The organism is Flavobacterium aquaticum (assembly GCF_003259835.1).
Classification (GTDB): domain Bacteria; phylum Bacteroidota; class Bacteroidia; order Flavobacteriales; family Flavobacteriaceae; genus Flavobacterium; species Flavobacterium aquaticum.
The window spans coordinates 389559-415669 of sequence record NZ_QLMI01000001.1 but is presented as its reverse complement, the minus strand read 5'-3'; the positions used below and the strand labels follow the sequence as shown (position 1 = coordinate 415669).

The window sequence follows — 26111 nt, the reverse complement described above, 5'->3', positions numbered from 1 at the left end:
ATCTTTTATTATTGCAACTCTTCTGCAATTACATCTAATTTGTTTTGGTAAAAATTGTACATTTCTTGTTGGGCTCTAAATGGTTTTTCATCGCCACGTTTTCTGTAACGATTTAATAAATCTGCGGAATGAATTCGGGCTTTTACGTTAGCTTTCCAACCTATTTCAAACGTTTCAATTAATTCTTTTCTAATTTCAGGATCATAAATTGGACAGGTTACTTCTACCCTTGCGTCTAAATTACGTGTCATGAAATCGGCAGATGAGATATACACTTCAGGATCGCCTGCATTACCGAAAATATAAATTCGTGAATGTTCTAAATAATTATCTACGATACTGATGGCTTCAATATTTTCGCTTAATCCTTTTACGCCTGGAATTAAACAGCAAATTCCTCTAATGATTAATTGAATTTTTACTCCCGCCTGACTTGCTTCATACAATTTATCCGTCATTTTAAAATCGGATATACTGTTCATTTTCAATTTGATATAGGCTTCTTTTCCGGAAAGAGCGTTTAAAATTTCTCTATCGATTAGCTTATTAAAACGTGTTCTTGTATAATGTGGAGATACTATTAAATGCTTATATCGATGCACTCTATAATTCACATCAAAGAAATCGAAAATCTTTGCAGCGTCTTTAAGAATTTCTACATTACTTGTAAATAAAGTTACATCGGTGTACACCTTTGCCGAATTTTCATTGAAATTTCCAGTCGAGATAAATCCGTAACGTTTAACTCTTCCTTCTTCAATTCTTTCAATAACACAAATTTTACTATGTACTTTTAAACCTTTAACTCCGAAAATCAATTCGATTCCTTCGGTTTGCATTTGTTCGGAATACGAAATATTACTTTCTTCGTCAAAACGTGCTTGTAACTCGATTTGAACGGTTACTTTTTTTCCGTTTTTAGCCGCGTTTATTAAAGAACTCACGATTTGAGAATTCTTAGCCAAACGATACAGTGTAATTTTTATAGAAGCTACTTTTGGATCTAAAGCCGCTTCACGCAAAAATTTAATGATGTAAGAAAACGACTGATATGGCGCATAAAGCAAGTAATCTTTCTTTTTGATTCGCTCTAAAATACTTCCTTCTAATGATAATCCTGGAACTGGTAGTGGTAAGTTTTCTCTATATAATAAATCGTATCTTCCTAAATGTGGAAAGTTCATATAATCTCTACGATTGTGATATCTTCCACCCGGAATAATACTATCAGAACTTAAAATATTCATTCCTTTTAGGAAAAATTCCAAAGTATCTTTACCAATGGCTTGGTCGTAAACAAAACGAACAGGTTCGCCCACTCTTCGCTCTTTAACCGAATTGGAAATCTTTTCCATTAAACTTTTACTCAAATCACTATCAAATTCCAACTGTGCATCTCGAGTAATTTTAATCATGTGAGCTGAAATACTTTTATAATCAAATATATTAAAGATGCTGTTTAAGTTAAGACGAATAACATCATCTAAAAGAATGATATACTGTTTTTCAGAATTTGATGGAAGAACAACAAATCGGTTAATTGTATTTGGAATTTCGATTACTGCATACTTGATTTCTTCGGTTGAAGATTCTGATTTCATAACCAATTTAATTGCTAAATACCCAGAAGTGTCTTTTAATAAAGGAAATTCTTCTAAGTCATTTAACATGATAGTTACTACAGCAGGACTTACCTTTTGAATAAAATAATCGTGAATAAAAACTTCCTGTTCTTTGGTAACCTGATTTTCATTAATAATATAGATGTTTTCTTTTTCGAGTTTTTTTTCGATTTCACTTAAAATTCGTAAACTTTCCGATTGTTGCTCAATAACAATATCAGTAATTTCTTTAAGCAATTGCTCTGCTGGAACACCGAGAATTTTTTCGGTTTCATTAGTTTCAAGACTCATACGACGAATGGCTGCGTATCGAACTCTAAAAAACTCATCTAAATTGTTGGAGAAAATTCCAAGAAAACGAAATCTATCTAATAAAGGTACGTTCTCATCATTGGCTTCTTGAAGTACTCTTGCATTAAACGTTAACCAACTTTTTTCTCTATCTATATAGTTATTTGTAGGATTGTTCATTTTTAAACTGGCTTGGAAATAATGTTGCTTTAGTTTGTCCTTTTGATATGTTATTCCAATCATCAGTGTCAAATTGCAAAGCAACTACACCAGATGTTGGTACATTATCTATATAAAGGTCTCCAAATTTATTAACAAATTTTGTAATAGCTTCATTATGTCCGAAAAGAATTAGGCTATCATATGAATTTTCACATTTTTTTATACTTTTTTCTAAGCTCTTAGCATCAAAAGTGTACAAATCTTCTGAAAAACGAATCGTTTCTAAAGGAATAGACAAGTATTGCGAAAAAATAAAAGCCGTTTCTTGAGTTCGTTTAGCTTTACTACTCCACACAATGTAAGAAGGAGGTAAAATTTTTGGTGTTTTAGAAGCGATTAAATGTGCATCACGAACACCTCGTTGAGAGATAGATCTATCAATATCCTGAACTGGAGCATCCCAACTCGATTTAGAATGCCTAATAAGTATCAAATTTTTCATAGTTATTAGTTTAGAGATTCAAATTACTACTTTTTTTTGAATTAAAAGTTAAAGCTTTTGCTAATTTTAAGTTAGTTAGTAGATTTTTTTAAACACTTTATCGAAAACACTGACATAAAGCTATCTAAGTGTTAGTTTTTGAGTAATTTAGCATCAAGAAATTTCTTCAATAGTTGCCCTGACTAGAACTTTAATTACTTTTTATAGGTAATAGATATGTGTTAAAAAAGTTAATTTAAATTATTTTTAAAAGAGGTAAAACTCATTTTTATTTTTCCCCAACTATTAATTATTCCTCTACTCGTTTTTGGTCTATTTTTTCAATTATTGTTAAATTAAATCAAAACGTTCATGAAAACAAAAATTACCATTTCGATATTTCTTATCTGTCTTGGGTTTAATTTTGTTCATTCGCAATTTACAACAACAAAACCCGATTTAAGATTATGTGGTACTGCTCCTAATTATTATCAGGATTTCTACAACTGTACATCAAATAACTACACTTTAAATGATGTGTTTTTAAGTTTAACTGATGTTAACGGAGTGCCATTAAATAACACTACATGTACGCCAGGTGTGTCTCAAACCATGTATGTAATGCTGAACTATACTTCAAATTCAAATAGCAATATTTATCATGCAAGAATGTTTGCAGATTTGATAATTGATGGTGTAACAACTCAAATAAACGTAAATTTAGGAACCGTAGCACCTGGTTCAGGACAACGACTACTTTATGGTCCATTTACTTGGGTTTGTGGTCAAGAAATGTTGCTTGATAGAATATTAATTGTATGGAAAACTTCTGGAAATAATAATGAATTACAACCTTATAATTGTAATACTTATAACAAATCGCAATGTGAATTTCCAACAAGTACAATTATAATTACTCCATTAGCCGTTCAATTTGACTATTCTGGATGTACAATAGGAAATATATCAACAATTAATTTTGAATCTACTACAAATGGTGGTACTCCTCCCTATACCTATACTTATGCTTGGGATTTTGATTCTAACGGAACAATCGATTCAACTCTAGAAAATCCTACTTTTGTCTATAATAATTCATCCTCAAATACTGCAACATTAACCGTTACAGATTCAATGGGATTGACTAATACTTTTTCAGTTCCTATTGTTTATCCTAGTGAAGTTATTGTAAATGCTAATGTTCAAGGTTTAACTTGTGTACCTGGTTCAACTGCTTCGATTGATTTGACAATTTCGGGCGGTACTGCTCCTTATACTGTTTCATGGAATACTGGTGCAACTTCTCAAGATTTATCAAACTTAGGAATCGGAAATTATTCTGCAACAATTACTGATGCTTTAGGATGTATTAAATATTATTCCACTACAATTTCTGCTGTAGTTTGTTGTGAATTTTTAGTAACCTGTCCAACATTTTCACCTGTAAGTTTACAATGTTATGATTTATTACCTCAAGCAACTTCTTTAACTGAATTAGAATTTGAAGCTTTAGGAAATGGTAATGGTATAATTGGAAACAATCCTTGTGGTGTAATCCAAATAACTGCTTCTAACAGCGCTTATTTAGGTTGTAATACGCAAGTAACCCGAACTTATACAATTACCGAATACTTAGACGCAAACGATAACGGAATAAGAGATGCGGGAGAAAATACAATTTTAAATGTTGTAACATGTTCACAAATTTTTACAATTAATGATACAACAGATCCAACAATCACAACTCAAGCTTCTAACTTAGAAGTACAATGTGATGGTGCTGGAAATACTACTGCACTAAACGCTTGGTTAGCTTCTAATGGTGGTGCTGCTGCAACTGATGTTTGTTCTTCGGTAACTTGGAGTAATAACTTCACATCGGTTTCTGATACTTGTGGAGCGACTGGTTCAGCTTCAGTGACTTTTACTGCTACTGATAATTGTGGAAATAGTTCTTCAACTACAGCTACATTTACTATCATCGATAACACCAATCCAACAATCACAACGCAAGCTTCAAATTTAGAAGTACAATGTGATGGCAATGGAAATACTGCTGCTTTAAACGCTTGGTTAGCTTCTAACGGTGGTGCTGCTGCTACTGATGTTTGTTCTTCAGTAACTTGGAGTAACAACTTCACTTCGGTTTCTGATACTTGTGGAGCGACTGGTTCGGCTTCGGTAACTTTTACAGCTACTGATAATTGCGGAAATAGTTCTTCAACTACTGCTACATTTACAATCATTGATAACACGAATCCAACAATCACAACGCAAGCTTCTAACTTAGAAGTACAATGTGATGGTGCTGGAAACACTGCCGCATTAAACGCTTGGTTAGCTTCTAATGGTGGTGGTGCTGCAACTGATGTTTGTTCAAACGTAACTTGGAGTAACAACTTCACATCAGTTTCTGATACTTGTGGAGCGACTGGTTCAGCTTCAGTGACTTTTACTGCTACTGATAATTGTGGAAATAGTTCTTCAACTACTGCTACATTTACAATCATCGATAACACCAATCCAACAATCACAACGCAAGCTTCAAACTTAGAAGTACAATGTGATGGAAATGGAAACACTGCTGCTTTAAACACTTGGTTAGCTTCTAATGGTGGCGCTGTAGCTTCGGATGTTTGTTCAAATGTAACTTGGACTAATAACTTCGCATCAGTTTCTGATACTTGTGGAGCGACTGGTTCGGCTACAGTAACATTTACGGCTACTGATGATTGTGGAAATGCTTCTACTACTTCAGCAACATTTACCATCATTGACGATACTGATCCAACAATCACCACTCAAGCTTCGAATTTAGAAGTACAATGTGATGGCAATGGAAATACCGCTCAACTAAACGCTTGGTTAGCTTCAAATGGTGGTGCTGTGGCTTCGGATATTTGTTCCAACGTAACTTGGACTAATAACTTTGCTTCGGTTTCTGATACATGTGGTGCAACTGGTTCGGCTTCAGTGACTTTTACTGCTACTGATGACTGTGGAAATAGTTCTACTACTTCAGCAACATTTACTATCATTGATAATACTGATCCAACTATCACTACTCAAGCTTCAAATTTAGAAGTACAATGTGATGGTTCTGGAAATACCGCTCAATTAAACGCTTGGTTAGCTTCAAACGGTGGTGCTGTAGCTTCGGATGTTTGTTCGAATGTAACTTGGACTAACAACTTTGCTTCAGTTTCTGATACTTGTGGAGCGAGTGGTTCAGCTTCAGTGACTTTTACTGCTACTGATAATTGCGGAAATAGTTCTTCAACTACTGCTACGTTTACAATAATCGATAACACCAATCCAACAATCACAACTCAAGCTTCAAATTTAGAAGTACAATGTGATGGAAATGGAAACACTGCTGCACTTAACGCGTGGTTAGCTTCTAATGGTGGTGCTTCAGCTAGCGATGTTTGTTCGAACGTAACTTGGAGTAACAACTTCACTTCGGTTTCTGATACTTGTGGAGCGACTGGTTCAGCTTCGGTAACTTTTACGGCTACTGATAATTGCGGAAACAGTTCTTCAACAACAGCTACATTTACAATCATCGATAACACGAATCCAGTGATTTCTGTTCAAGCTTCGAATATAGAAGTTCAATGTGATGGTGCTGGAAACACTGCTGCTTTAAACGCTTGGTTAGCTTCTAACGGTGGTGCTTCAGCTAGCGATGTTTGTTCTTCGGTTACTTGGAGTAACAACTTTACTTCAGTTTCTGATACTTGTGGAGCGACTGGTTCTGCTTCGGTAACGTTTACAGCTACTGATAATTGTGGAAATAGTTCTTCAACTACTGCTACGTTTACAATAATCGATAACACGAATCCAACAATCACAACTCAAGCTTCTAACTTAGAAGTACAATGTGATGGAAATGGAAATACTGCTCAACTTAGCGCTTGGTTAGCTTCAAATGGTGGCGCTGTAGCTTCGGATGTTTGTTCTTCAGTAACTTGGAGTAATAACTTTACTTCGGTTTCTGATACTTGTGGAGCGACTGGTTCAGCTTCGGTAACTTTTACAGCTACTGATAATTGCGGAAACAGTTCTTCAACAACAGCTACATTTACAATCATCGATAACACGAATCCAGTGATTTCTGTTCAAGCTTCGAATATAGAAGTTCAATGTGATGGTGCTGGAAACACTGCTGCTTTAAACGCTTGGTTAGCTTCTAACGGTGGTGCTTCAGCTAGCGATGTTTGTTCTTCGGTGACTTGGAGTAATAACTTTACTTCGGTTTCTGATACTTGTGGAGCAACTGGTTCTGCTTCGGTAACTTTTACAGCTACTGATAATTGCGGAAATAGTTCTTCAACAACAGCTACATTTACAATCATTGATAACACAAATCCAACAATCACAACTCAAGCTTCTAACTTAGAAGTACAATGTGATGGAAATGGAAACACTGCTGATTTAAACGCTTGGTTAGCTTCTAATGGTGGTGCTGCTGCAACTGATGTTTGCTCGAACGTAACTTGGAGTAACAACTTCACTTCAGTTTCTGATACTTGTGGATCAACTGGTTCTGCTTCGGTAACTTTTACAGCTACTGATAATTGCGGAAATAGTTCTTCAACAACAGCTACATTTACAATCATTGATAACACAAATCCAACAATCACAACTCAAGCTTCTAACTTAGAAGTACAATGTGATGGAAACGGAAATACTGCTGCTTTAAACGCGTGGTTAGCTTCAAATGGTGGTGCTTCAGCTAGCGATGTTTGTTCTTCGGTGACTTGGACTAACAACTTTACTTCGGTTTCTGATACTTGTGGAGCGACTGGTTCAGCTTCGGTAACTTTTACAGCTACTGATAATTGCGGAAATAGTTCTTCAACAACAGCTACATTTACAATCATTGATAATACAAATCCAGTTTTCACGAGTGAACTTCCTCAAAACATTTCTGTTTCTTGTGACGCAATTCCTAATCCAGCAGAAATGACAGGTTCTGATAATTGTAGTGATGTAACTATAACTGTTTTAGATACAATCGACAGAGAAGAATCGCAATGCGAAGGAGAATACATCATCAGTAGAACTTGGACGATAACTGACGACTGTAATAACAGTTCAAGTTATACACAAACTATAACTGTATTTGATACCACTCCTCCAACTTTAACAACTCAATTAAACTCACAAATTAGTGTTTCATGTTCTGAAATTCCTGAAATTCCTGAATTAGTATTCACTGATAATTGTTCCGGAGTTCAAGAAGTTGTTTATAATGAAACTTCAACTATTATTTCAATTTATGAATATGTTATTGTTCGTGAATGGGTTGTGTCTGATAATTGTGGAAACGAAGCAAATTTCTCACAAACTATAAACGTAAGTGTTGAAGAACCTTTTGATGCAATTCCTTTCGCAATTTGTATTGAAGATGATCCAATAGATTTATTTACTATATTAGACGATTCAATTCCTACAACAGGAGAATGGCTTGAAGTTACTAATTCGGGTGGATTAACAGGAAGTATTTTTAATCCGATTAATGTAACTTTAGGTTACTATACTTTTCAATATGTGGTTGAATTAGAAGACAATTCTTGCCCAATGATCTATGAAGTATATTTGAATGTAAATGATGATTGTGTTGTGTTAGCTGCTTGTGAAATTACCGTTTACAACGCAGTTTCACCTAACGATGATACTTCAAATGATTTCTTCTTCATCGACGGACTTGAATGTTATCCAGATAATACAGTAGAAATTTATAACAGATGGGGAATTTTAGTCTATGACGAAACAGGTTATGATAATACTCTTAAATCGTTCAAAGGTATTTCTGAAGGTAGAAATACTCTTAATAAAAATGAACTTTTACCAGATGGAACTTACTTTTACATTCTGAAATATACAGATGAAGAAAATAAGAATCATGAAAAAACAGGATATTTATACCTAAACCGTTAATAGATTAAAGCAACTTAAATACGAACAAGATGAAAACGATTTTAACTATAATTTGTGCATTCATTTTACAAAGTATGTGCTATTCTCAACAGGATTCTCAATATACTCAATATATGTACAATACTCCTTTAGTTAACCCTGCTTATGCGGGTTCTAGGGAAACAATCACCGCTTTTTTATTGCATAGAAATCAGTGGGTTGGATTAGACGGAGCGCCAGTAACTAATAATTTTTCTATAAATATGCCTGTGGGAGATTCTAATTTTGGAGTAGGATTAAATTTTGTCAATGATGAAATCGGTCCCGTTTCTGAAAATGAATTTTCGGTAGATTTGGCTTATTTTATTCAAGTTTCTGAAAATTATAAATTGTCATTAGGTTTAAAAGGAACCGCTAATTTGTTTCAATTAGATGTAAACAAACTTAGAGTTTTTGACCCAACAGACCCACAATTTCAAAACATGGATACCGAATTTTCTCCAAATGTAGGAGCTGGATTATATCTATTTTCAGATAAAACTTATTTTGGATTATCAGTACCAAGCTTTTTCGAATCGTATCGATATAATGACAACAATATTGAAATTACAAAAGAAAAAATGCACTTCTATTTTATTGCAGGACATGTATTTACATTAAGTGAAAACATCGATTTTAAACCTGCTCTTTTAAGTAAAATTGTAGAAGGTGCTCCTCTGCAAGCTGACGTTACTGCGAATTTCTTATTCTTCGACAAACTAACATTAGGTGCGGCTTATAGATGGGATGCTTCCGTGAGTGCATTAGCTGGATTTCAAATTTCAGATTCTTGGTTTATTGGATATGGTTATGATTTAGAGACAACTAAACTTGCTAACTACAATTCAGGTTCTCACGAGATTTTCCTACGCTATGAGTTTTTCAACAGAAGTAGAGTTTCAGCACCTAGATTCTTTTAAATTTTCCGATTATGAAAACATTATACACACTAGTATTCGTCTTAAGCATCACAATTGGTGCTTCTGCACAAGGGTCTAAGCTAAACAAAGCAGACAAAAAATACGACAAATACTCCTATATAGACGCAATCGAAATTTATGAGAAAGTGGCCGAAAAAGGATACAAATCTGCTGAATTATTTGAAAAATTAGGAAATGCTTACTATTTCAATGGAGAATTAGATAAAGCATCTAAATGGTATGGCGAACTTTTTGCCCTAAATCAAGAAGTAGATTCAGAGTATTATTTTAGATATGCTCAAGCCTTAAAAGCAGAAGGTAATTACGAAAAATCAAATCAGTATATGGAATTATTTGCTCAAAAAACAAACGATACTAGAGCCAAATTATTTCAAGAGAACAAAGATTACTTAACTGACATTGATGCCGTTTCTGGAAAATACACCATGGATAAAACCGATGTAAATTCAGAGTTTTTTGACTATGGACCAACATTTTTTGGAAAACAAATTGTATTTACTTCTTCAAGAAGCGAAGGCAATCAGTATTCGAAAATTCACGATTGGACCAAGCAAAACTTTACTGATTTATTCGTTGCTTCGATTGATAATCAAGGAAAATTAGGAAGCGTAGAAAACTTTTCTAAAACCGTGAATACCAAATATAACGAGTCCTCACCTGTTTTTACAAAAGATGGAAAAACCATGTATTTTACCCGAAACAATTACAACGACGGTAAAAAACGTAAAAGTGATGACAAAGTTATCATGGAAAAAATTTACAAAGCCGAATTGGTCAATGGCGAATGGACGAATATAAAAGAAGTTCCTTTTTCAAATGATAATTACAAAACAGCACATCCAACGTTGAGTCCAGATGAGAAAACCATGTATTTTGCTTCGGATATGCCAGGAAGTTTTGGAAATTCTGATTTGTACAAAGTGTCTATTGATTCTAATGGTAATTTTGGTTCACCTGAAAATTTAGGTCCAACTATCAATACAGAAGGAAGAGAAACATTCCCATTTGTTGATGCTGATAACAATTTGTTTTTTGCATCAGATGGTCATCCAGGACTTGGTGGTTTAGATATTTTTGAAGCAAAATCAGCTAACAATTCTTTTGAAAAACCTGTTAATGTTGGAAAACCATTAAATAGTCAAATGGATGATTTTGGTTACGTTACTAACAAAGATGGTTTAGGATTTTTCTCATCCAACAGAGATGGCGGCAGCGGTTATGATGATATTTATACCTTTACCGTTTGTACACATACTTTATCAGGTTTAATAACCGATGTAGATACAAAAGAAATTCTACCAAATGCTAAAGTGATATTGTTTGATGATAAAATGAATCAAATTAGTGAAACTACTGCTTCAGAAAAAGGTGCCTATTCCTTTAAAATTGAATGTAATAAAAAATATTACGTAAGAGCATCAAAAGAAGAATATGAAACGAATGAAAAACCCTTTGGCCCCGTAACCAAAACTGGTGAATCTAAATTAGACATTGAATTAAAACGAAATATTTTCCCAGTTGAAGTAGGAACCGATTTAGGTAAAATACTTGGTGTGAGCATTATTTATTTCGATTTAGATAAATGGAACATAAGACCAGATGCTGCAGAAGATTTAGAAAAAATTATTGCCGTTATGAACCAATATCCTAGCATGACAATTGATATTCGTTCGCATACCGATAGTAGACAAACACACAAATACAACGAATTGTTGTCAGACAGAAGAGCAAAATCTACTTTAGAATTTATGGTTAAAAACGGTATCAACCGAAACAGATTAACAGCAAAAGGATATGGAGAAACACAATTGGTAAACAATTGTTCAGACGACGTTCCGTGTAGCGAAGCAGAACATCAAAAAAATAGACGAAGCGAATTTATCGTACTAAAAATGTAACCTACACACATATCTATATCATTTTTAATAAAAGCAGCCGTTCTTGTAATAGCTGCTTTTATAATTTATATCTATGGCAACGTAACTTCTCCTAAAAACAAGGTCCAAACTTCTTTTTTGGTGGTACCAAAAGATTTTACAACGGGCTTAAACCCAATTTTTTGATAATATTGAAATTCCATTGGAATTTTGTTTTGTGTAACGATAAGTTGGTATTGTGTTGTCCAATAGTCAGATCCTACTATTGAATTCTCAAAATTGGCAACCAAAAATGAAAAGTTCTTATTCGTGATTTTTTTAATCAATTCATTTAATGAAATAGCAGTATTTTCAGTTGAAGTAAAATCGATAACCATTTCTTTTTCGCTTTCAAATAATCGAAAAATACTCATTTTAATTTCGGCTTTTAAAGTTTCAGATGTGGTTTCACTTGATAATAAAGTCAGATATTGGTAATAATCTTCCACTTTTAATGTCGCGCTTTCCTGGTATGCTTTTACCGAAGCCATTGTAAAATTTGCTTTTATTGCAGTTGAAGCAGGCGTATTCACATTTTGTCCGAACACGGAAAATGTAAATAATAAAAACATAAAAATACAACTTCTTCTTATCATAATATTCAGTATAAACCACATAGAAACATAGAAAATAACTTATTTGAGTTGTTCATAGCTATGTAAACTCAAAAAAGTGAAACGTCTCAAACCCTTTCAAAACAAAACTATGTTTCTATGTGTTTAAAAATTATTCTTGTATAATTCGTATAAATTTAATCTCATTCTTGTCATTACTTTGAATGTCAATCACTTTCATTCGCTTCAAAGCAACACTTGGAACAATCAACTTTTCTGAAAACTCTTGTTTGTTGAAATATTCAATTCCCAAATCATTTTTCAACATCACCAAAACTTCTAAATCGTCGGCTAAAATCTTTTGCAATTGCTCTTTTCGGGTTTCCCAATCTTTAATATCTGATTTCATAAAACCTTTCAACATCATCGCATAATCATCAGGCTGTAAGTTGATTTCGTTTGGATTTTCCTTTCCTAAAACAACCGTTTTATCTTTATAATACGGACTTTTCAAAACAATTTTAGCACTTTCCTTTGCCGTAATTTGAATTTTTGAATCTACAATTTCAATTGGTGTTTCAACATCATTTTCAATCATTACCGCTTTCACCTCTTCACTATTGATTTGTTCTTCGGTAAAAGCATTTTTAACGGGAATGGTTTGTACTTCTTCCCTATTCAAATAGCTATAAATAAAAATCCCCATCAAAAACAAACCTATAAATCCAACACTGAAAACAACCTTATTATTTCGTTTTGGTTGAGCTACAATCGGAACCACTTCTTGTTTCCATTTAAACACATATTCATCCCAACCCGAATAACCAACCAATTGCGATAAAATATCCAACATATCTTTTCTCGGCAATTTATCGTTGGTTTCGACTTTCAAATGCGTGTAAATCCATTTTTCGCTCACGGTTTGTTTTACTTGAACGGCAATCAAATCGATTAAATTTTGAATGTCTTGCGAACTAAACGTTTTCCAATTTCCCTCAAAATAAGGATACTGCTTCTGATAGGTCAAAAGCACATCGTTTTTAAGTTTATAAAATACGTCTAATGGATTCATGTTTATTTGGGTCAAAAGTAACTGATTACGAATTTTTATTTACTGTAAAACCACTGTAAATGTAGCGAAAAATCTTTACAGATAATGGATAGTGATTTTGCCAAACGTTTTTCTTTTTTCGAAAGTACTATTGCCATCAAATCATTAAAAATATAAAATTATGAAAACACAAGTTTCTTATTTAAATGGAAAAATCAAATGGATTATTGTAGCTTTAGTATTGACATTTAGTGTGGCTCAAGCTCAAATTAGCGGCAATCAAATTTATGGAAATAATCGCTACAACGAGAACAATTACAATCAGAATGGTTTGCCCAATAACACGGTTGTTTCTATCAACGACAATCATTTAACCGTTACTGTAAAAATGCTACTTAATAAAAAAGCCGATGGATTTGTCATTACATTAGGATTAAATCAAGAAGACGAAACCGTTTCGGGTTGCAGTAAAAAAATAAATACCCGAATTGATGGCTTTTTAGACAAAATAAAAGCGTTGGGAATCAAAAAAGAAAACTGCTACATCGATTTTATTTCGCAAACCAAAATTTATGATTTCAATGCCAATTTAGAAACTGCACAGCAAATTGACAAAGGTTTTGAAATCAAAAAGAACATCATTATTACTACTTCCAATGCTAATAGTTTGGAAAAATTAATTGCGATAGCTTCCGATTTTGAAATTCACGATATTATAAAAGTCGAATATTTTAATAATGATACCAATGCGATTCACAATTCGCTTTTTGATGAAGCTTTGGTTTTAGCCGAAGCAAAAAAAATCAGATACATGAAATCGTTTGGAAAGCGAGTAATTGGAACACCAAGCGCTACTGAAGAATTTGCAACGGTTTTCCCAAAAACACAATACAAAATGTACCAAGCTTTTGAATCGGCAGAAATTGAAACCAATTACAACAACCGCAACCAATACCTAAAGAAAATCGCCCGAAAAAACAAAACCTTCTACTACGACGGAATTTCCAGTGCTGGTTTTGACAAAGTCATCAATCCCAACCAAACAGAAGTCGGTATTCAATATGTATTGACACTTACAATGACTTATAAAATTGATACTTCGATTTAAAGGAAAGTTTGTGGAATAAAAAAAGCCCTGAATTACTTCAGGGCTTTCCAATGTTAAGGGTGAAAGACGGGTCTCGAACCCGCGACCTTCGGAACCACAATCCGACGCTCTAACCAACTGAGCTACAATCACCATTTGTTTTGCGAGTGCAAATATAGGGGTTTACTTCTATCTTGCAAAGATTTTTTTTACTTTTTTACTACAATTTTATTTCAAATCTCCTAAGCTATTGACAGCCAAATATCTTTCAGTAGTAAAACCTTCAGCATATTCTACTCCAACAAGCCTTCCAAGGTCTTGAGCACGATATTTTACACTATCTAAAAAGTTTTTTGAAGTAATTGGAGAAACCGGTTCTTTTGAATTTGGATCATAAAACTGCGAACCATAAGCCAAGACAGATTCCATTTTTTTATCCATAAATCCCGAAATATCTACCACAAAATCAGGTTCAATATTTTGCCATTGAATATAATGGTAGACTACTTTTGGTCGCCACGCTTCTTGCGCTTCTCCATTCAACTCGGTTTTAATTTGTCGTAAACCTGATAAAAAACAAGCATCGCTAACTAATTTACTTCCTTTTCCGTGGTCAATGTGTCTATCAGTAATAGCGTTGCACAACACGATTTCAGGTTGGTATTTGCGAATCATTTCGATTACTTTCAATTGATGTGCTTCATCATTTACGAAAAAACCATCACGCATATCTAAATTCTCACGCACCACAACTCCTAAAATCTCAGAAGCCTTAGCCGATTCCGAATTACGAATTTCTACCGAACCACGTGTTCCTAATTCGCCACGAGTTAAATCGATAATCCCGACTTTCTTTCCAAGGCTAACTTCTTTGGCAATCGTGCCGCTACAACCTAATTCTACATCGTCTGGATGCGCTCCAAAAGCTAATATGTCTAATTTCATTTTTAAACTTTTATTTTTTTTAAACACATAGAATCATAGATTTTCTTTGTGTTTATTTTAGTCGTTTCACTCTACATAGTTTACATAGATTTCTATGCGAACTATTTAAAATACAATGCCCTTTAAAATTTTTTATGTGCCTATGTGTTTCAATTTTATTTTGAAACTAAAATATTTCGCATCGTCATCGACTTGTTTTCCGTTTCGAAGAATTCCTTTTCAGAATTACTGTCTTTTGTAATGCCACAGCCTACGTAAATATTCACAACATCATTTTCTACTTCTAAACAGCGTAAATTTACGAATAAATCGGTTTGATTGTCTTTATTGTATTCACCTAAAAAACCCGCGTAATATTTTCGATTATAACCTTCATTTTTCAGAATAAAATCGATGGCTTTTTCTTTGGGTAAACCACAAACCGCTGGTGTTGGATGTAACGCTTTAATCAAATCATTCGCTTGAAAATCAGCAGTTAATTCACCTGAAATAAATGATTTTAAATGTGCTAAATTTCCAGCACTAACTGTTTTAGCATCAGAAACAATAAGGTTATTTACTTTATCCTTTACTTTAGTTACAATATAATCGGTTACAAATTGTTGTTCTTCGATTTCTTTGGTTGCCCAAATTACATTTTCGGAATACAATTGCGTTCCTGCCAAAGCGACAGTTTCAAACTGATTTTGATTGATTTTTACCAATTGCTCAGGCGTTGCTCCCATCCATAAACCAATTTTGGGATGAAAAAACAAATAGCGAAAAGCCGTTGGATAAGTCGAAATCAAGTTCTGAAAGGTTTCAACAATAGCGATTTGTTCCTTCAAAACTATTTTTCGAGACAAAACTACTTTATCAAATTTACCTTGTTGAATGGTTGAAACTCCTTTAGAAACTAAATTCTCGAAAGCTTCTTTTTGATTACTTTCAGAAGTGAAACTTTCAGTTGGTTTCTTTTCTAAATTTTCAAGATTCCCTTGCGAAAAATTATTCCCTTCAAACGGAATTACCAATTGTTTTCCTTCATGAAAAGGCATAAAAACAAATCCAGCTTGATTGGAAAATTCAATAATTTCATCTGTTTGTTGTACGAGTAAATTCCAAACTGCTTCATTTGGTTTGACATAACACACAAACGGTTTATGTTGCAATAATAAAGCTTGTATTTCTTCGAAAACTTGCATTATTGTCTTCTTGAAAGTATCATATTTGTCAATTTACACAATGAAATTAACTTTCCTTGCTCATCAACAATTCTAATTTCCCACAAATGTAGACTTGCTCCTTTATGAACAATTTTTGCAGTAGCGGTAACCATTCCTTCGCGTTTACTTTTTAAATGATTTGCTGAAATTTCAATTCCACGAACTTCTTGTTTTTCGGGATTTACAAACATTAATGAAGCGGCACTTCCAACACTTTCTGCCAAAGCGACAGAAGCTCCACCATGCAATAATCCCATTGGTTGATGTACTCTTGGATTCACAGGCATTGTAGCGGTTAAAAAATCTTCTCCAGCATCGGTGAAAACAATATCTAAGGTATTCATTAAAGTATTTTTGCTCCAATCGTTACACAATTGAAGCATTTTTTCTCTATCAAACATCATAACTTTATTTTTTGTAAAATTAAGCATTCCGAATAGAATATTTCATGTTATTTAACGTTTTATAAATATTTGTACGTAACTAAAATTGACTAAAACAAAATAATTACCACATAGAAACATAGTCCTAAAATTGAATTTAAAGGCGTTCAAACTTTACATTAGGAAACATAGCGCTATGTAATTCAATATTTGAACTAAAATGAACTCAGTCAAAAAGGTTATCTATGTTTCTATGTGGTTAAAACGAAAAGTTTATTTTCAAAAATTTAAATTAATAATTATATTTACCAAAATTAACTCTACATGCGTCGTTTATTACTTTTATTACTGGTAGGTTTTGCCGTTTCATTAACTTCATGTCGAAACGATTTTGATTTTGAATCAAGAACTGGTGGTTTGGAATTTTCTAAAGACACCGTTTATTTAGATACTGTTTTTACTGACATTGGTTCAAGTACTTACACCTTAAAAGTATATAACCGAAGTGATAAAAACATTTCAATTCCATCACTTAGATTAAAAGAAGGAACAGCATCAAAATACCGTTTAATGGTAGATGGAATGGCAGGTCAAATCTTTGAAAATGTTGAAATTTTGGCAAAAGATAGTATGTACATTTTCGTTTCCGTAACTGCCGAAGTTGCCGATGCAAATCCTACTGATTTTTTATATACCGATAAAATTTTATTTGGTGATGAATCTAATCCAAATCAACAAAAAGTGGAATTAGTAACTCTAATTCAAGATGCTTATTTTATTTATCCTGGAAGAGTTCAAAATCCAGATGAATCCTATACTTATGATGAACTAAACTTAGGAGTTGATGGTGACGGAAATCCTATTACGATTCGTGGTCGATTTTTGGAAGAGACTAATCCAATCAATGGAAACGAATTGCATTGGACGAATACCAAACCTTATGTCATTTATGGTTATGCAGCTGTTCCTTCAAACAAAACACTTGTTGTAGATGCTGGAGCAAGAATTCACTTCCATGCAGAATCAGGATTAATTGTTGCTAACAACGCTTCAATTCATGTGAATGGAACAAATTCAACAACAGCCGCTTTAGAAAACGAAGTGATTTTCGAAGGCGATCGTTTAGAACCAGATTTTTCAGAAGTTCCTGGTCAATGGGGAACCATTTGGTTAACCCAAGGAAGTACAAATAATCAAATTAAAAATTTAACTATAAAAAATGCAACAGTTGGAATTTTAGTTACTGGAAACGATGGAACTACTACCCCAACTTTAGATCTTGAAAACACTCAAATTTATAATTGTTCTAATGTTGGTATTTTAGCTCGTACTGGAAATATTGAAGGAAGAAATGTCGTTATCAATAATTGTGGACAAGCTTCTTTTGCAGGTAGTTTTGGTGGAAGTTATGAATTTACACATTGTACATTTGCAAATTATTGGCCAAGTCCAACACATACAGCAGTTTTATTAGATGATTATGATGGAAATGCGATTTATGCACTTACCAAAGCGAATTTCAAAAATTGTATTATTCATTCTTCAAGTAATTTAGCTATTAATCTAAAGAAAGAAGGAACAACTTTTGTCTACAATTTTGACCATTGCTTAATCAAATTTGCTGATTTTAGTAATCAATTTACGAATAATCCGTTGTATGATTTTTCTAATGCTACGCTTTATAATACTTGCTTAATTGCTACCAATTCAACTGTTAATAATCCAGATTTTAAAGATGCAAGAAATAATGAATTAATTATTGGAGAAGATTCTGCAGCAAAAGGAACTGCAGATAACACTTATTCAACTTTTAATGATATTTTAAATAATTCAAGAAGTGGCGCTACTGATATGGGTGCTTACAATTGGACCACTTTTGACTAACCAATTAAATTATACAATTATGAAAAATCTATCTCTATCTCTTTTAATTATTGGTTTAACATTCGTTTCTTGTAAAAAAGAAGAAGCGCAAAAACCAGAAGAAACAACAACTAAAGAAGAAGTTACAGCAGAAACAAAACCCGATTCTGCTACGGTAGCCAAAGCTTGGACTGATTATGCTACACCATCAAAAGGTCATGAAATGTTAGCTAAAGATACTGGAACTTGGGATGCTGAATTAACGTTTTGGTCACCAGATAATCCACAAGAAATGAAATCAACTGCTACCGTAACTTATAAAATGATTATGGGCGGAAGATATCAAGAAGGAACGTATTCTGGTGATATGTTCGGAATGCCATTTGAAGGAAAAGGAATGGTTGCCTACGATAATGCAACCGAAGAATTTGTATCCACTTGGATTGACAATATGGGAACAGGAATGATGGTTACTCGTGGAAAATACGATGAAGCAACAAAAACCTCTACTTTTTATGGGGAAATGGTGGATCCAGTAACCAAAAAAGCTAAAAAAGTAAAAGAAATTATTACCTATATCGACGACAACAACCAAAAAATGGAAATGTTTGATGTTTCAGAAGACGGCAAAGAATTCAAATCGATGCAAGTAGTTTCGAAACGTAAAATGTAGTTTTCAACAAATAAAATCAAAGCTGTTCAAAAAAGAACAGCTTTTTTTGTTTTTATGCGCTCTTAAAACTTTGAACTTCTAACTTTTTAGAATAAATTTGCACTTTCAAACAACAACACAAAACATACAGATAAGTCTTGACTTATCTCTAAAAACACAACTACAATGATTCATTTCTTCGGAAACCAATCCAACACGGTTTTTGCGGTTCAAACGCAAAACGAGATTTCATCAGAAGACATCAACAAATTAAATTGGCTTTTTGGCAACGCACATAAAATAGAAAAATCCGTATTGTCGGATTTTTTTGTTGGACCACGTGCCGCTATGATTACGCCTTGGAGTACAAATGCGGTAGAAATTACTCAAAACATGGGAATTTCTGACATCATTCGTATTGAGGAATTTGAAAAAGTAGCTGCCGATTTTACTGATTTCGACCCAATGCTTTCACAAAAGTATTCGGAGTTACATCAAGACATTTATACGATTAATATCCAACCAGAACCCATTTTGGATATTGAAGATATTGACGCTTATAACAAATCAGAAGGTTTAGCATTAAGTCCTGAAGAAGTTGAATATTTGAATAACCTTTCTACGAAATTAGGAAGAAAATTAACGGATTCTGAGATTTTTGCTTTCTCACAAGCCAATTCAGAGCACTGCCGTCACAAAATTTTTAATGGCACATTTGTGATTGATGGCGAAGAAAAACCAACTTCTTTATTCAAACTAATCAAGAAAACATCCGAAACAAATCCCAACGATATTGTTTCGGCTTATAAAGATAACGTAGCTTTTGTTAAAGGTCCGAAAGTAACGCAATTTGCTCCAAAAAGCGCTGACAAACCTGATTTCTATCAAGAAAAAGAATTTGATTCGGTTCTTTCATTAAAAGCAGAAACACACAACTTTCCAACAACAGTTGAGCCTTTCAACGGAGCTGCAACAGGTTCAGGAGGAGAAATTCGTGACCGTTTAGCAGGTGGGCAAGGTTCATTACCATTAGCAGGAACTGCTGTTTACATGACTTCATACTCACGTTTAGCAGAAGAACGTCCATGGGAAAACGGAATGGCTGAAAGACCTTGGTTGTACCAAACGCCAATGGATATTTTGATTAAAGCTTCTAACGGAGCATCTGATTTTGGAAATAAATTTGGACAACCCTTAATTACAGGTTCTATTTTAACTTTCGAGCACGAAGAAAACAATCGTAAAATTGGTTACGATAAAGTAATCATGCAAGCAGGTGGAATTGGTTACGGAAAATTAGATCAAGCGATTAAAAAGAAACCTACTGCTGGCGATAAAATCGTTATTTTAGGTGGAGAAAATTATAGAATTGGAATGGGCGGTGCTGCGGTTTCTTCTGCAGACACAGGTGCTTTTGGTTCAGGAATTGAATTGAATGCCATCCAACGTTCGAATCCAGAAATGCAAAAACGTGCGGCTAATGCTATACGTGGTTTGGTAGAAAGTGATAACAATCCGATTGTTTCCATTCACGATCATGGTGCTGGTGGACATTTGAATTGTTTATCAGAATTAGTAGAAGAAACAGGAGGATTAATCGATTTAGATAAATTACCAGTTGGTGACCCAACGCTTTCAGCTAAAGAAATCATCGGAAACGAATCGCAAGAAAGAATGGGATTAGTTATTGGTGAAAAAGACATCGAAACGTTACAACGAATTGCCGACAGAGAGCGTTCTCCAATGTATCAAGTGGGTGACGTAACTAACGACCATAGATTTACTTTCGAATCAAAATCGACTGGTGTAAAACCAATGGATTATGCTTTGGAAGATTTCTTCGGAAGTTCGCCAAAAACAATTATGACGGATAAAACCGTTGCAACCAATTACTCTGATTTAGAATATTCAAAAGAAAATATAGCAAGCTATTTAAGTCAAGTTTTACAATTAGAAGCAGTAGCTTGTAAAGATTGGTTAACCAATAAAGTTGACCGTTGTGTAGGCGGACGCGTTGCTAAACAACAATGTGTGGGTCCATTACAATTACCTTTAAACAATGTCGGAGTAATGGCATTGGATTTCAAAGGAAAAGAAGGAATTGCTACTTCGATTGGGCACTCGCCTATTTCAGCATTGGTAAATCCTGTGGCGGGTTCAAGAACTGCTATTGGTGAAGCTTTATCAAATTTAGTTTGGGCTCCTTTAAAAGAAGGAATGAAATCGGTTTCATTATCAGCCAACTGGATGTGGGCTTGTAAAAATGAAGGTGAAGATGCTCGTTTATATGAAGCAGTAAAAGGTTGTTCGGATTTTGCTATCGAATTGGGAATCAATATTCCAACAGGAAAAGATTCACTTTCAATGAAGCAAAAATATCCAAATGATGAAGTAATCGCACCAGGAACGGTTATTATTTCAGCAGCTGGAAATTGTTCAAATATTACTAAAGTCGTAGAACCAGTTTTACAAAGAAACGGAGGTAACATTTACTACATCAACTTATCGCAAGATTCGTTTAAATTAGGTGGAAGTTCATTCGCTCAAGTGTTGAATAAAATTGGAAATGATGTTCCAACGATTCAAAACTCGGAATTCTTCAAAAAAGCGTTCAACGTTTTACAAGATTTAATTAAAGACAGAAAAATTAAAGCAGGACACGATATTGGAAGCGGTGGTTTAATCACTACGCTATTAGAAATGTGTTTTGCAGATGATAAATTAGGTGCGTTAATCGACTTGACTTCTTTAGGAGAAAAAGATACGGTTAAAGCTTTATTTAATGAGAATATCGGAGTTGTTTTCCAAGCAGATGCTGAAGTGGAAGCAACTTTCGCACAACATAATATTGAGATTTTCAAAATTGGTTCGGCTATCGATGGTGATGCGTTTACCGTTATTAATGGTGAAGATAGTTTAACATTTAGCATTTCAACTTTAAGAGATACTTGGTTTAAAACTTCTTTCCTTTTAGATTCAAAACAATCTAAAAACGGAATGGCGCAAGCACGTTTTGACAATTACAAAAATCAGAAATTACAATTCACTTTCCCATCGCATTTTGATGGTAAATTACCTGTGATTGATGGCTCAAAACCAAGACCAAAAGCAGCAATCATTCGCGAAAAAGGAAGTAATTCAGAACGAGAAATGGCAAATGCAATGTTCTTATCAGGATTTGATGTAAAAGATGTCCACATGACCGATTTAATTTCGGGAAGAGAAACATTGGAAGACATTCAATTCATTGGAGCCGTTGGAGGATTCTCTAATTCTGATGTTTTAGGTTCGGCTAAAGGTTGGGCTGGAGCGTTTTTATACAACGAAAAAGCAAATACGGCTTTGAAAAATTTCTTCAAACGTGAAGACACACTTTCTGTTGGAATTTGTAATGGTTGTCAGTTATTAATGGAATTAGAATTGATTAATCCCGAACACGAAGTTCATGGAAAAATGCACCACAATACTTCGAACAAACACGAAAGTGGCTTTACTTCGGTAACGGTTCAGAAGAATAATTCAGTGATGTTATCCACTTTAGAAGGAACAACTTTAGGCGTATGGATTTCACATGGTGAAGGAAAATTCAAATTACCATATTCAGAAGAAAAATATAACATCGTAGCTAAATATGCATACGAAGGATATCCAGCAAATCCAAATGGTTCTGATTTTAACACCGCTATGATGTGTGATACTACTGGAAGACATTTAGTAATGATGCCACATATTGAGCGTTCGACTTTCCCTTGGAACTGGGCAAATTATCCGGATAGAGGACAAAAAGATGAAGTTTCTCCTTGGTTAGAAGCATTTGTAAATGCTAGAAAATGGATTGAAAATAAGAAATAAATGTTTACAAAAAAACGAATATTAGCTTTCTTTATAATAACACTATTTGGATTGTTAATCTATATTTTTATAAATTCAAATCAATATGATTCTGGTTCGAGCTTTGGAATTGATGATATTAAAAATGAAAATCAATCATTTACAAATACAAGTGGAGGTAACCCTATTTTAAAAGAAAAAATTACCTATATTAATAATATAGTATATTTAATAGTTTTTGGAATATTCGATTTAATAATATCAATTTTTTTTTTGTAAATTTCAAGAAATAAAATTAACATGAATATATACTTTATAAAAGCATCTTTTAATTAAGGTGTTTTTTTTTGTACTATTGTGTCAAAATAAAAGAATATGTGGTTTGTCATTTTAAGTGTAATTTGTAGTGTTTCCGTTGGAATATTTTTAAAAGTAGCCAAACGATTTCAGTTAAATGTATTTCAAATCATTACGTTTAATTATTTTTCGGCGTTACTACTCACCTATTTTACTTACCAACCTAATTTAGCTATTGAGCAAAAATCGGTTCCGTATTCGCTTTTTATAAGTTTAGCATTTTTATTACCTGTTGTATTTTTTATTCAAGCAAAATCCATCAAACTTACTGGAATCGTAAAAACCGATATTGCGCAACGACTTTCCTTATTTATTCCGCTAATTGCTTCTTACTACCTATTTAATGAAACTTTCAGTTCACTCAAAATAATTGGGTTTGTTGTTGGATTTTCAGCCATCTTTTTTACATTAAATAAAAAATCAGAAAGTAAATCAAATAATTGGGTTTATCCTTTATTGGTTTTATTCGGATTTGGAATTATTGATATTTTATTTAAGAAAGTCGCTGTTTTTAAAGCGTTTAGTTTTACTACTTCTTTATTTTTAATTTTCTGTGGTGCTTTTATAGTTTCAATTTTATTTTTGATTGGAAAAATAATTGTCCAAAAAGAAAAACTCGGAATGAAAAATGTACTTTGGGGATTGGCATTAGGAATTTTAAATTTCGGAAACATTCTCTTTTATTTAAAAGCACACAAAGCCTTGGCAGAAAATCCATCCACTGTTTTTGCTGGGATGAATATGGGTGTAATTATTTTAGGAAGTTTAGCAGGAATACTTCTGTTTAAAGAAAAAATGACCAAATGGAATTACTTCGGAATCATTTTGGCAATTATTTCAATAATTATCATCACACTTTCTCAATTAAAGTAAAAATTAGTAGGCAGGCATAGTATTTTATTTTTGTTAAAATACTAACCATAAGATTATCAATTATTTAAAAAATTGTATAATTAATTTTATTTTTATAATTTGCATAAAATAATAATTGCGAATTATGAACAATATTACACGCTTATTTGACTTTCCTTATTATCAATTAGAAAAGTATAATTTAAAGGATGCTCTAGTTACTAAATATGGAGATACTTGGGTAAAAACTTCTACACAAGAATATTTAGACAAAGCCAATGCTATTTCAAGAGGTTTACTTCGTTTAGGCGTAAATAAAAATGATAAAATTGCTATCATTTCGTCTAACAACAGAACAGAATGGCATATCACAGATATTGGTGTATTACAAACAGGAGCGCAAACTGTTCCAATGTATCCAACAATTTCAGCCGAAGATTATGAATATATTTTAAATCACTCAGAATCGCAATATGTTTTTGTATCTGATCTTGAGGTATATGAAAAATTGCAAAGTATAAAAGCTAACGTTCCTTTATTAAAAGATGTTTTCTCTTATAATGATATTGAAGCATGCAAAAGTTGGAAAGAAATCTTAGAATTAGGAGCTGATACTTCTAACCAGGATGTAGTTGAAGACAGAAAAAATAATGTTTCCACAACTGATTTAGCAACAATTATCTATACATCTGGAACAACAGGAAGACCAAAAGGTGTTATGTTGTCTCATCAAAATATTGTTTCAGATGTTTTAATGAGTGCTCCAAGAGTTCCATTAAGAGCTGGAGATACAAGAGCTTTAAGTTTCTTACCTATTTGTCATATTTTCGAAAGAATGTTGACGTATTTATATCAATATTACGGTATCTCTATTTACTTCGCTGAAAGTATTGAAAAGATTTCAGACAACTTAAAAGAAGTAAAACCACACGTTATGTCGGTTGTTCCTCGTTTATTAGAAAAAGTATACGATAAAATTTATGCAAAAGGAGCTGATTTAAGTGGAATCAAAAAAGCGCTTTTCTTCTGGGCATTAAATTTAGGTATGGATTACAAACCTTATAAACAAAACGGTGCTTTTTACGAATTTAAACTTAAAATTGCTAGAAAATTAATTTTCTCTAAATGGCAAGAAGGTTTAGGTGGTGAATTAGAATTACTAGTTTCAGGAAGTGCAGCGTTACAAAGTAGATTAACAAAAGTTTTTTGTGCTGCTAATATTCCAGTTATGGAAGGTTATGGTTTAACAGAAACTTCTCCTGTAATTTCAGTAAACGATATGAGAAATGGTGGTTTCAGAGTAGGAACCGTTGGAAAAGTATTAGACGGTGTTGAAGTTAAAATTGCAGAAGATGGAGAAATCTTATGTAAAGGTCCAAACGTAATGATGGGATATTACAAAGATGAAACTCAAACTGCTGAAGTTTTAAAAGATGGTTATTTCCATACAGGTGATATCGGTGAAATTGATTCTGATGGTTTCCTAAAAATTACCGATCGTAAAAAAGAAATGTTCAAAACTTCAGGTGGAAAATACGTAGCACCACAAATTTTAGAGAATACTTTCAAACAATCGCGTTTTATTGAACAAATCATGGTTATTGGAGATGGCGAAAAAATGCCAGCTGCTTTCATTCAACCAAATTTTGAATTTGTTAGAGATTGGGCAAATCGACATAATCTTAAATTTAATACCAATGAAGAATTATGTGCTAATAAAATGGTAATTGATAGAATTCAAGAAGAAATTGACCATAGCAATGAAAAATTCGGAAATTGGGAAAAAGTAAAACGTTTTGAACTTACCCCAGATGTTTGGTCAATCGTTGATGGTCACTTAACTCCTACTATGAAATTGAAACGTAAAATAATTAAAGAAAAATATAACGATTTATATCAAAAAATTTACGGATAAAAACTCTAAAACCCACATTTCGTGGGTTTTGCTATTTTA

16 protein-coding genes and 1 tRNA gene are annotated in these 26111 nt (G+C 33.2%); 9 read left to right on the top strand and 8 right to left on the bottom strand.

Annotated features, from left to right (window positions below; genetic code table 11):
- Positions 1-8: 8 nt before the first annotated feature.
- Positions 9-2093 carry a polyphosphate kinase 1 gene (gene ppk1 / locus B0I03_RS02090; protein ID WP_111565811.1) on the bottom strand — a complete coding sequence of 695 codons (2085 nt, stop codon included), beginning with the start codon at positions 2091-2093 and terminating at the stop codon, positions 9-11.
- Complete coding sequence (locus tag B0I03_RS02085; RefSeq protein ID WP_111565810.1) at positions 2074-2577, bottom strand: SixA phosphatase family protein; 504 nt, start codon at positions 2575-2577, stop codon at positions 2074-2076. The genes ppk1 and B0I03_RS02085 overlap by 20 nt, the downstream gene beginning before the upstream one ends.
- Before the next feature lie 351 nt (positions 2578-2928).
- Here B0I03_RS02085 and B0I03_RS02080 point away from each other — a divergent pair, with 351 nt between their 5' ends.
- From B0I03_RS02080 to B0I03_RS02070, 3 genes are read left to right on the top strand one after another with little or no spacing between them, the layout of a single operon-like run.
- On the top strand, positions 2929-8502 hold the full coding sequence (locus B0I03_RS02080) for an HYR-like domain-containing protein (protein WP_111565809.1): 5574 nt from the start codon (positions 2929-2931) through the stop codon (positions 8500-8502).
- Positions 8503-8531: 29 nt separating this feature from the next.
- Positions 8532-9440 (top strand): PorP/SprF family type IX secretion system membrane protein, encoded by a 909-nt coding sequence (locus B0I03_RS02075; RefSeq protein ID WP_111565808.1) that lies wholly within the window; start codon positions 8532-8534, stop codon positions 9438-9440.
- 11 nt (positions 9441-9451) lie between these two features.
- Positions 9452-11359, top strand: coding sequence for an OmpA family protein (locus tag B0I03_RS02070; RefSeq protein ID WP_111565807.1), 1908 nt, complete (start codon positions 9452-9454; stop codon positions 11357-11359).
- Positions 11360-11430: 71 nt separating this feature from the next.
- Here B0I03_RS02070 and B0I03_RS02065 read toward each other — a convergent pair whose 3' ends face one another.
- On the bottom strand, positions 11431-11949 hold the full coding sequence (locus tag B0I03_RS02065) for a hypothetical protein (protein WP_111565806.1): 519 nt from the start codon (positions 11947-11949) through the stop codon (positions 11431-11433).
- Between the two features lie 154 nt (positions 11950-12103).
- Positions 12104-13003, bottom strand: coding sequence for a hypothetical protein (locus B0I03_RS02060; protein WP_111565805.1), 900 nt, complete (start codon positions 13001-13003; stop codon positions 12104-12106).
- A 160-nt stretch (positions 13004-13163) separates the two neighbouring features.
- Here B0I03_RS02060 and B0I03_RS02055 point away from each other — a divergent pair, with 160 nt between their 5' ends.
- Positions 13164-14090: an SIMPL domain-containing protein gene (locus B0I03_RS02055; protein ID WP_111565804.1), complete on the top strand. Its 927-nt coding sequence runs from the start codon at positions 13164-13166 to the stop codon at positions 14088-14090.
- A 57-nt stretch (positions 14091-14147) separates the two neighbouring features.
- On the opposite strand, the gene B0I03_RS02050 is transcribed toward B0I03_RS02055, so the two are convergent.
- The 4 genes from B0I03_RS02050 to B0I03_RS02035 form a co-directional block, all read right to left on the bottom strand.
- Positions 14148-14223: transfer RNA gene (locus B0I03_RS02050), tRNA-His, on the bottom strand.
- Positions 14224-14297: 74 nt separating this feature from the next.
- Entirely contained in the window at positions 14298-15014 is a 717-nt protein-coding gene (gene bshB1, locus B0I03_RS02045) for a bacillithiol biosynthesis deacetylase BshB1 (protein WP_111565803.1), read from the bottom strand.
- Between the two features lie 155 nt (positions 15015-15169).
- Positions 15170-16198, bottom strand: a complete 1029-nt coding sequence (locus B0I03_RS02040; protein WP_111565802.1) for an isochorismate synthase — start codon at positions 16196-16198, stop codon at positions 15170-15172.
- Entirely contained in the window at positions 16198-16623 is a 426-nt protein-coding gene (locus B0I03_RS02035) for a hotdog fold thioesterase (RefSeq protein WP_111565961.1), read from the bottom strand. Before B0I03_RS02035 ends, B0I03_RS02040 begins: the two co-directional genes overlap by 1 nt.
- A gap of 303 nt (positions 16624-16926) precedes the next feature.
- On the opposite strand from B0I03_RS02035, the gene B0I03_RS02030 reads away from it, so the two are divergent.
- The 5 genes from B0I03_RS02030 (at position 16927) to B0I03_RS02005 (ending at position 26072) form a co-directional block, all read left to right on the top strand.
- Positions 16927-18486: a hypothetical protein gene (locus B0I03_RS02030; RefSeq protein WP_111565801.1), complete on the top strand. Its 1560-nt coding sequence runs from the start codon at positions 16927-16929 to the stop codon at positions 18484-18486.
- Between the two features lie 19 nt (positions 18487-18505).
- Positions 18506-19138: a DUF1579 domain-containing protein gene (locus B0I03_RS02025; protein WP_245902911.1), complete on the top strand. Its 633-nt coding sequence runs from the start codon at positions 18506-18508 to the stop codon at positions 19136-19138.
- A gap of 165 nt (positions 19139-19303) precedes the next feature.
- The gene (gene purL / locus B0I03_RS02020) at positions 19304-22969 is read left to right on the top strand and encodes a phosphoribosylformylglycinamidine synthase (protein ID WP_111565800.1); all 3666 of its coding nucleotides are present in this window, start codon (positions 19304-19306) and stop codon (positions 22967-22969) included.
- Positions 22970-23323: 354 nt separating this feature from the next.
- Positions 23324-24178, top strand: a complete 855-nt coding sequence (locus B0I03_RS02010) for an EamA family transporter (RefSeq protein WP_111565798.1) — start codon at positions 23324-23326, stop codon at positions 24176-24178.
- A 124-nt stretch (positions 24179-24302) separates the two neighbouring features.
- The gene (locus tag B0I03_RS02005) at positions 24303-26072 is read left to right on the top strand and encodes an AMP-dependent synthetase/ligase (RefSeq protein WP_111565797.1); all 1770 of its coding nucleotides are present in this window, start codon (positions 24303-24305) and stop codon (positions 26070-26072) included.
- Positions 26073-26111: the final 39 nt, after the last annotated feature.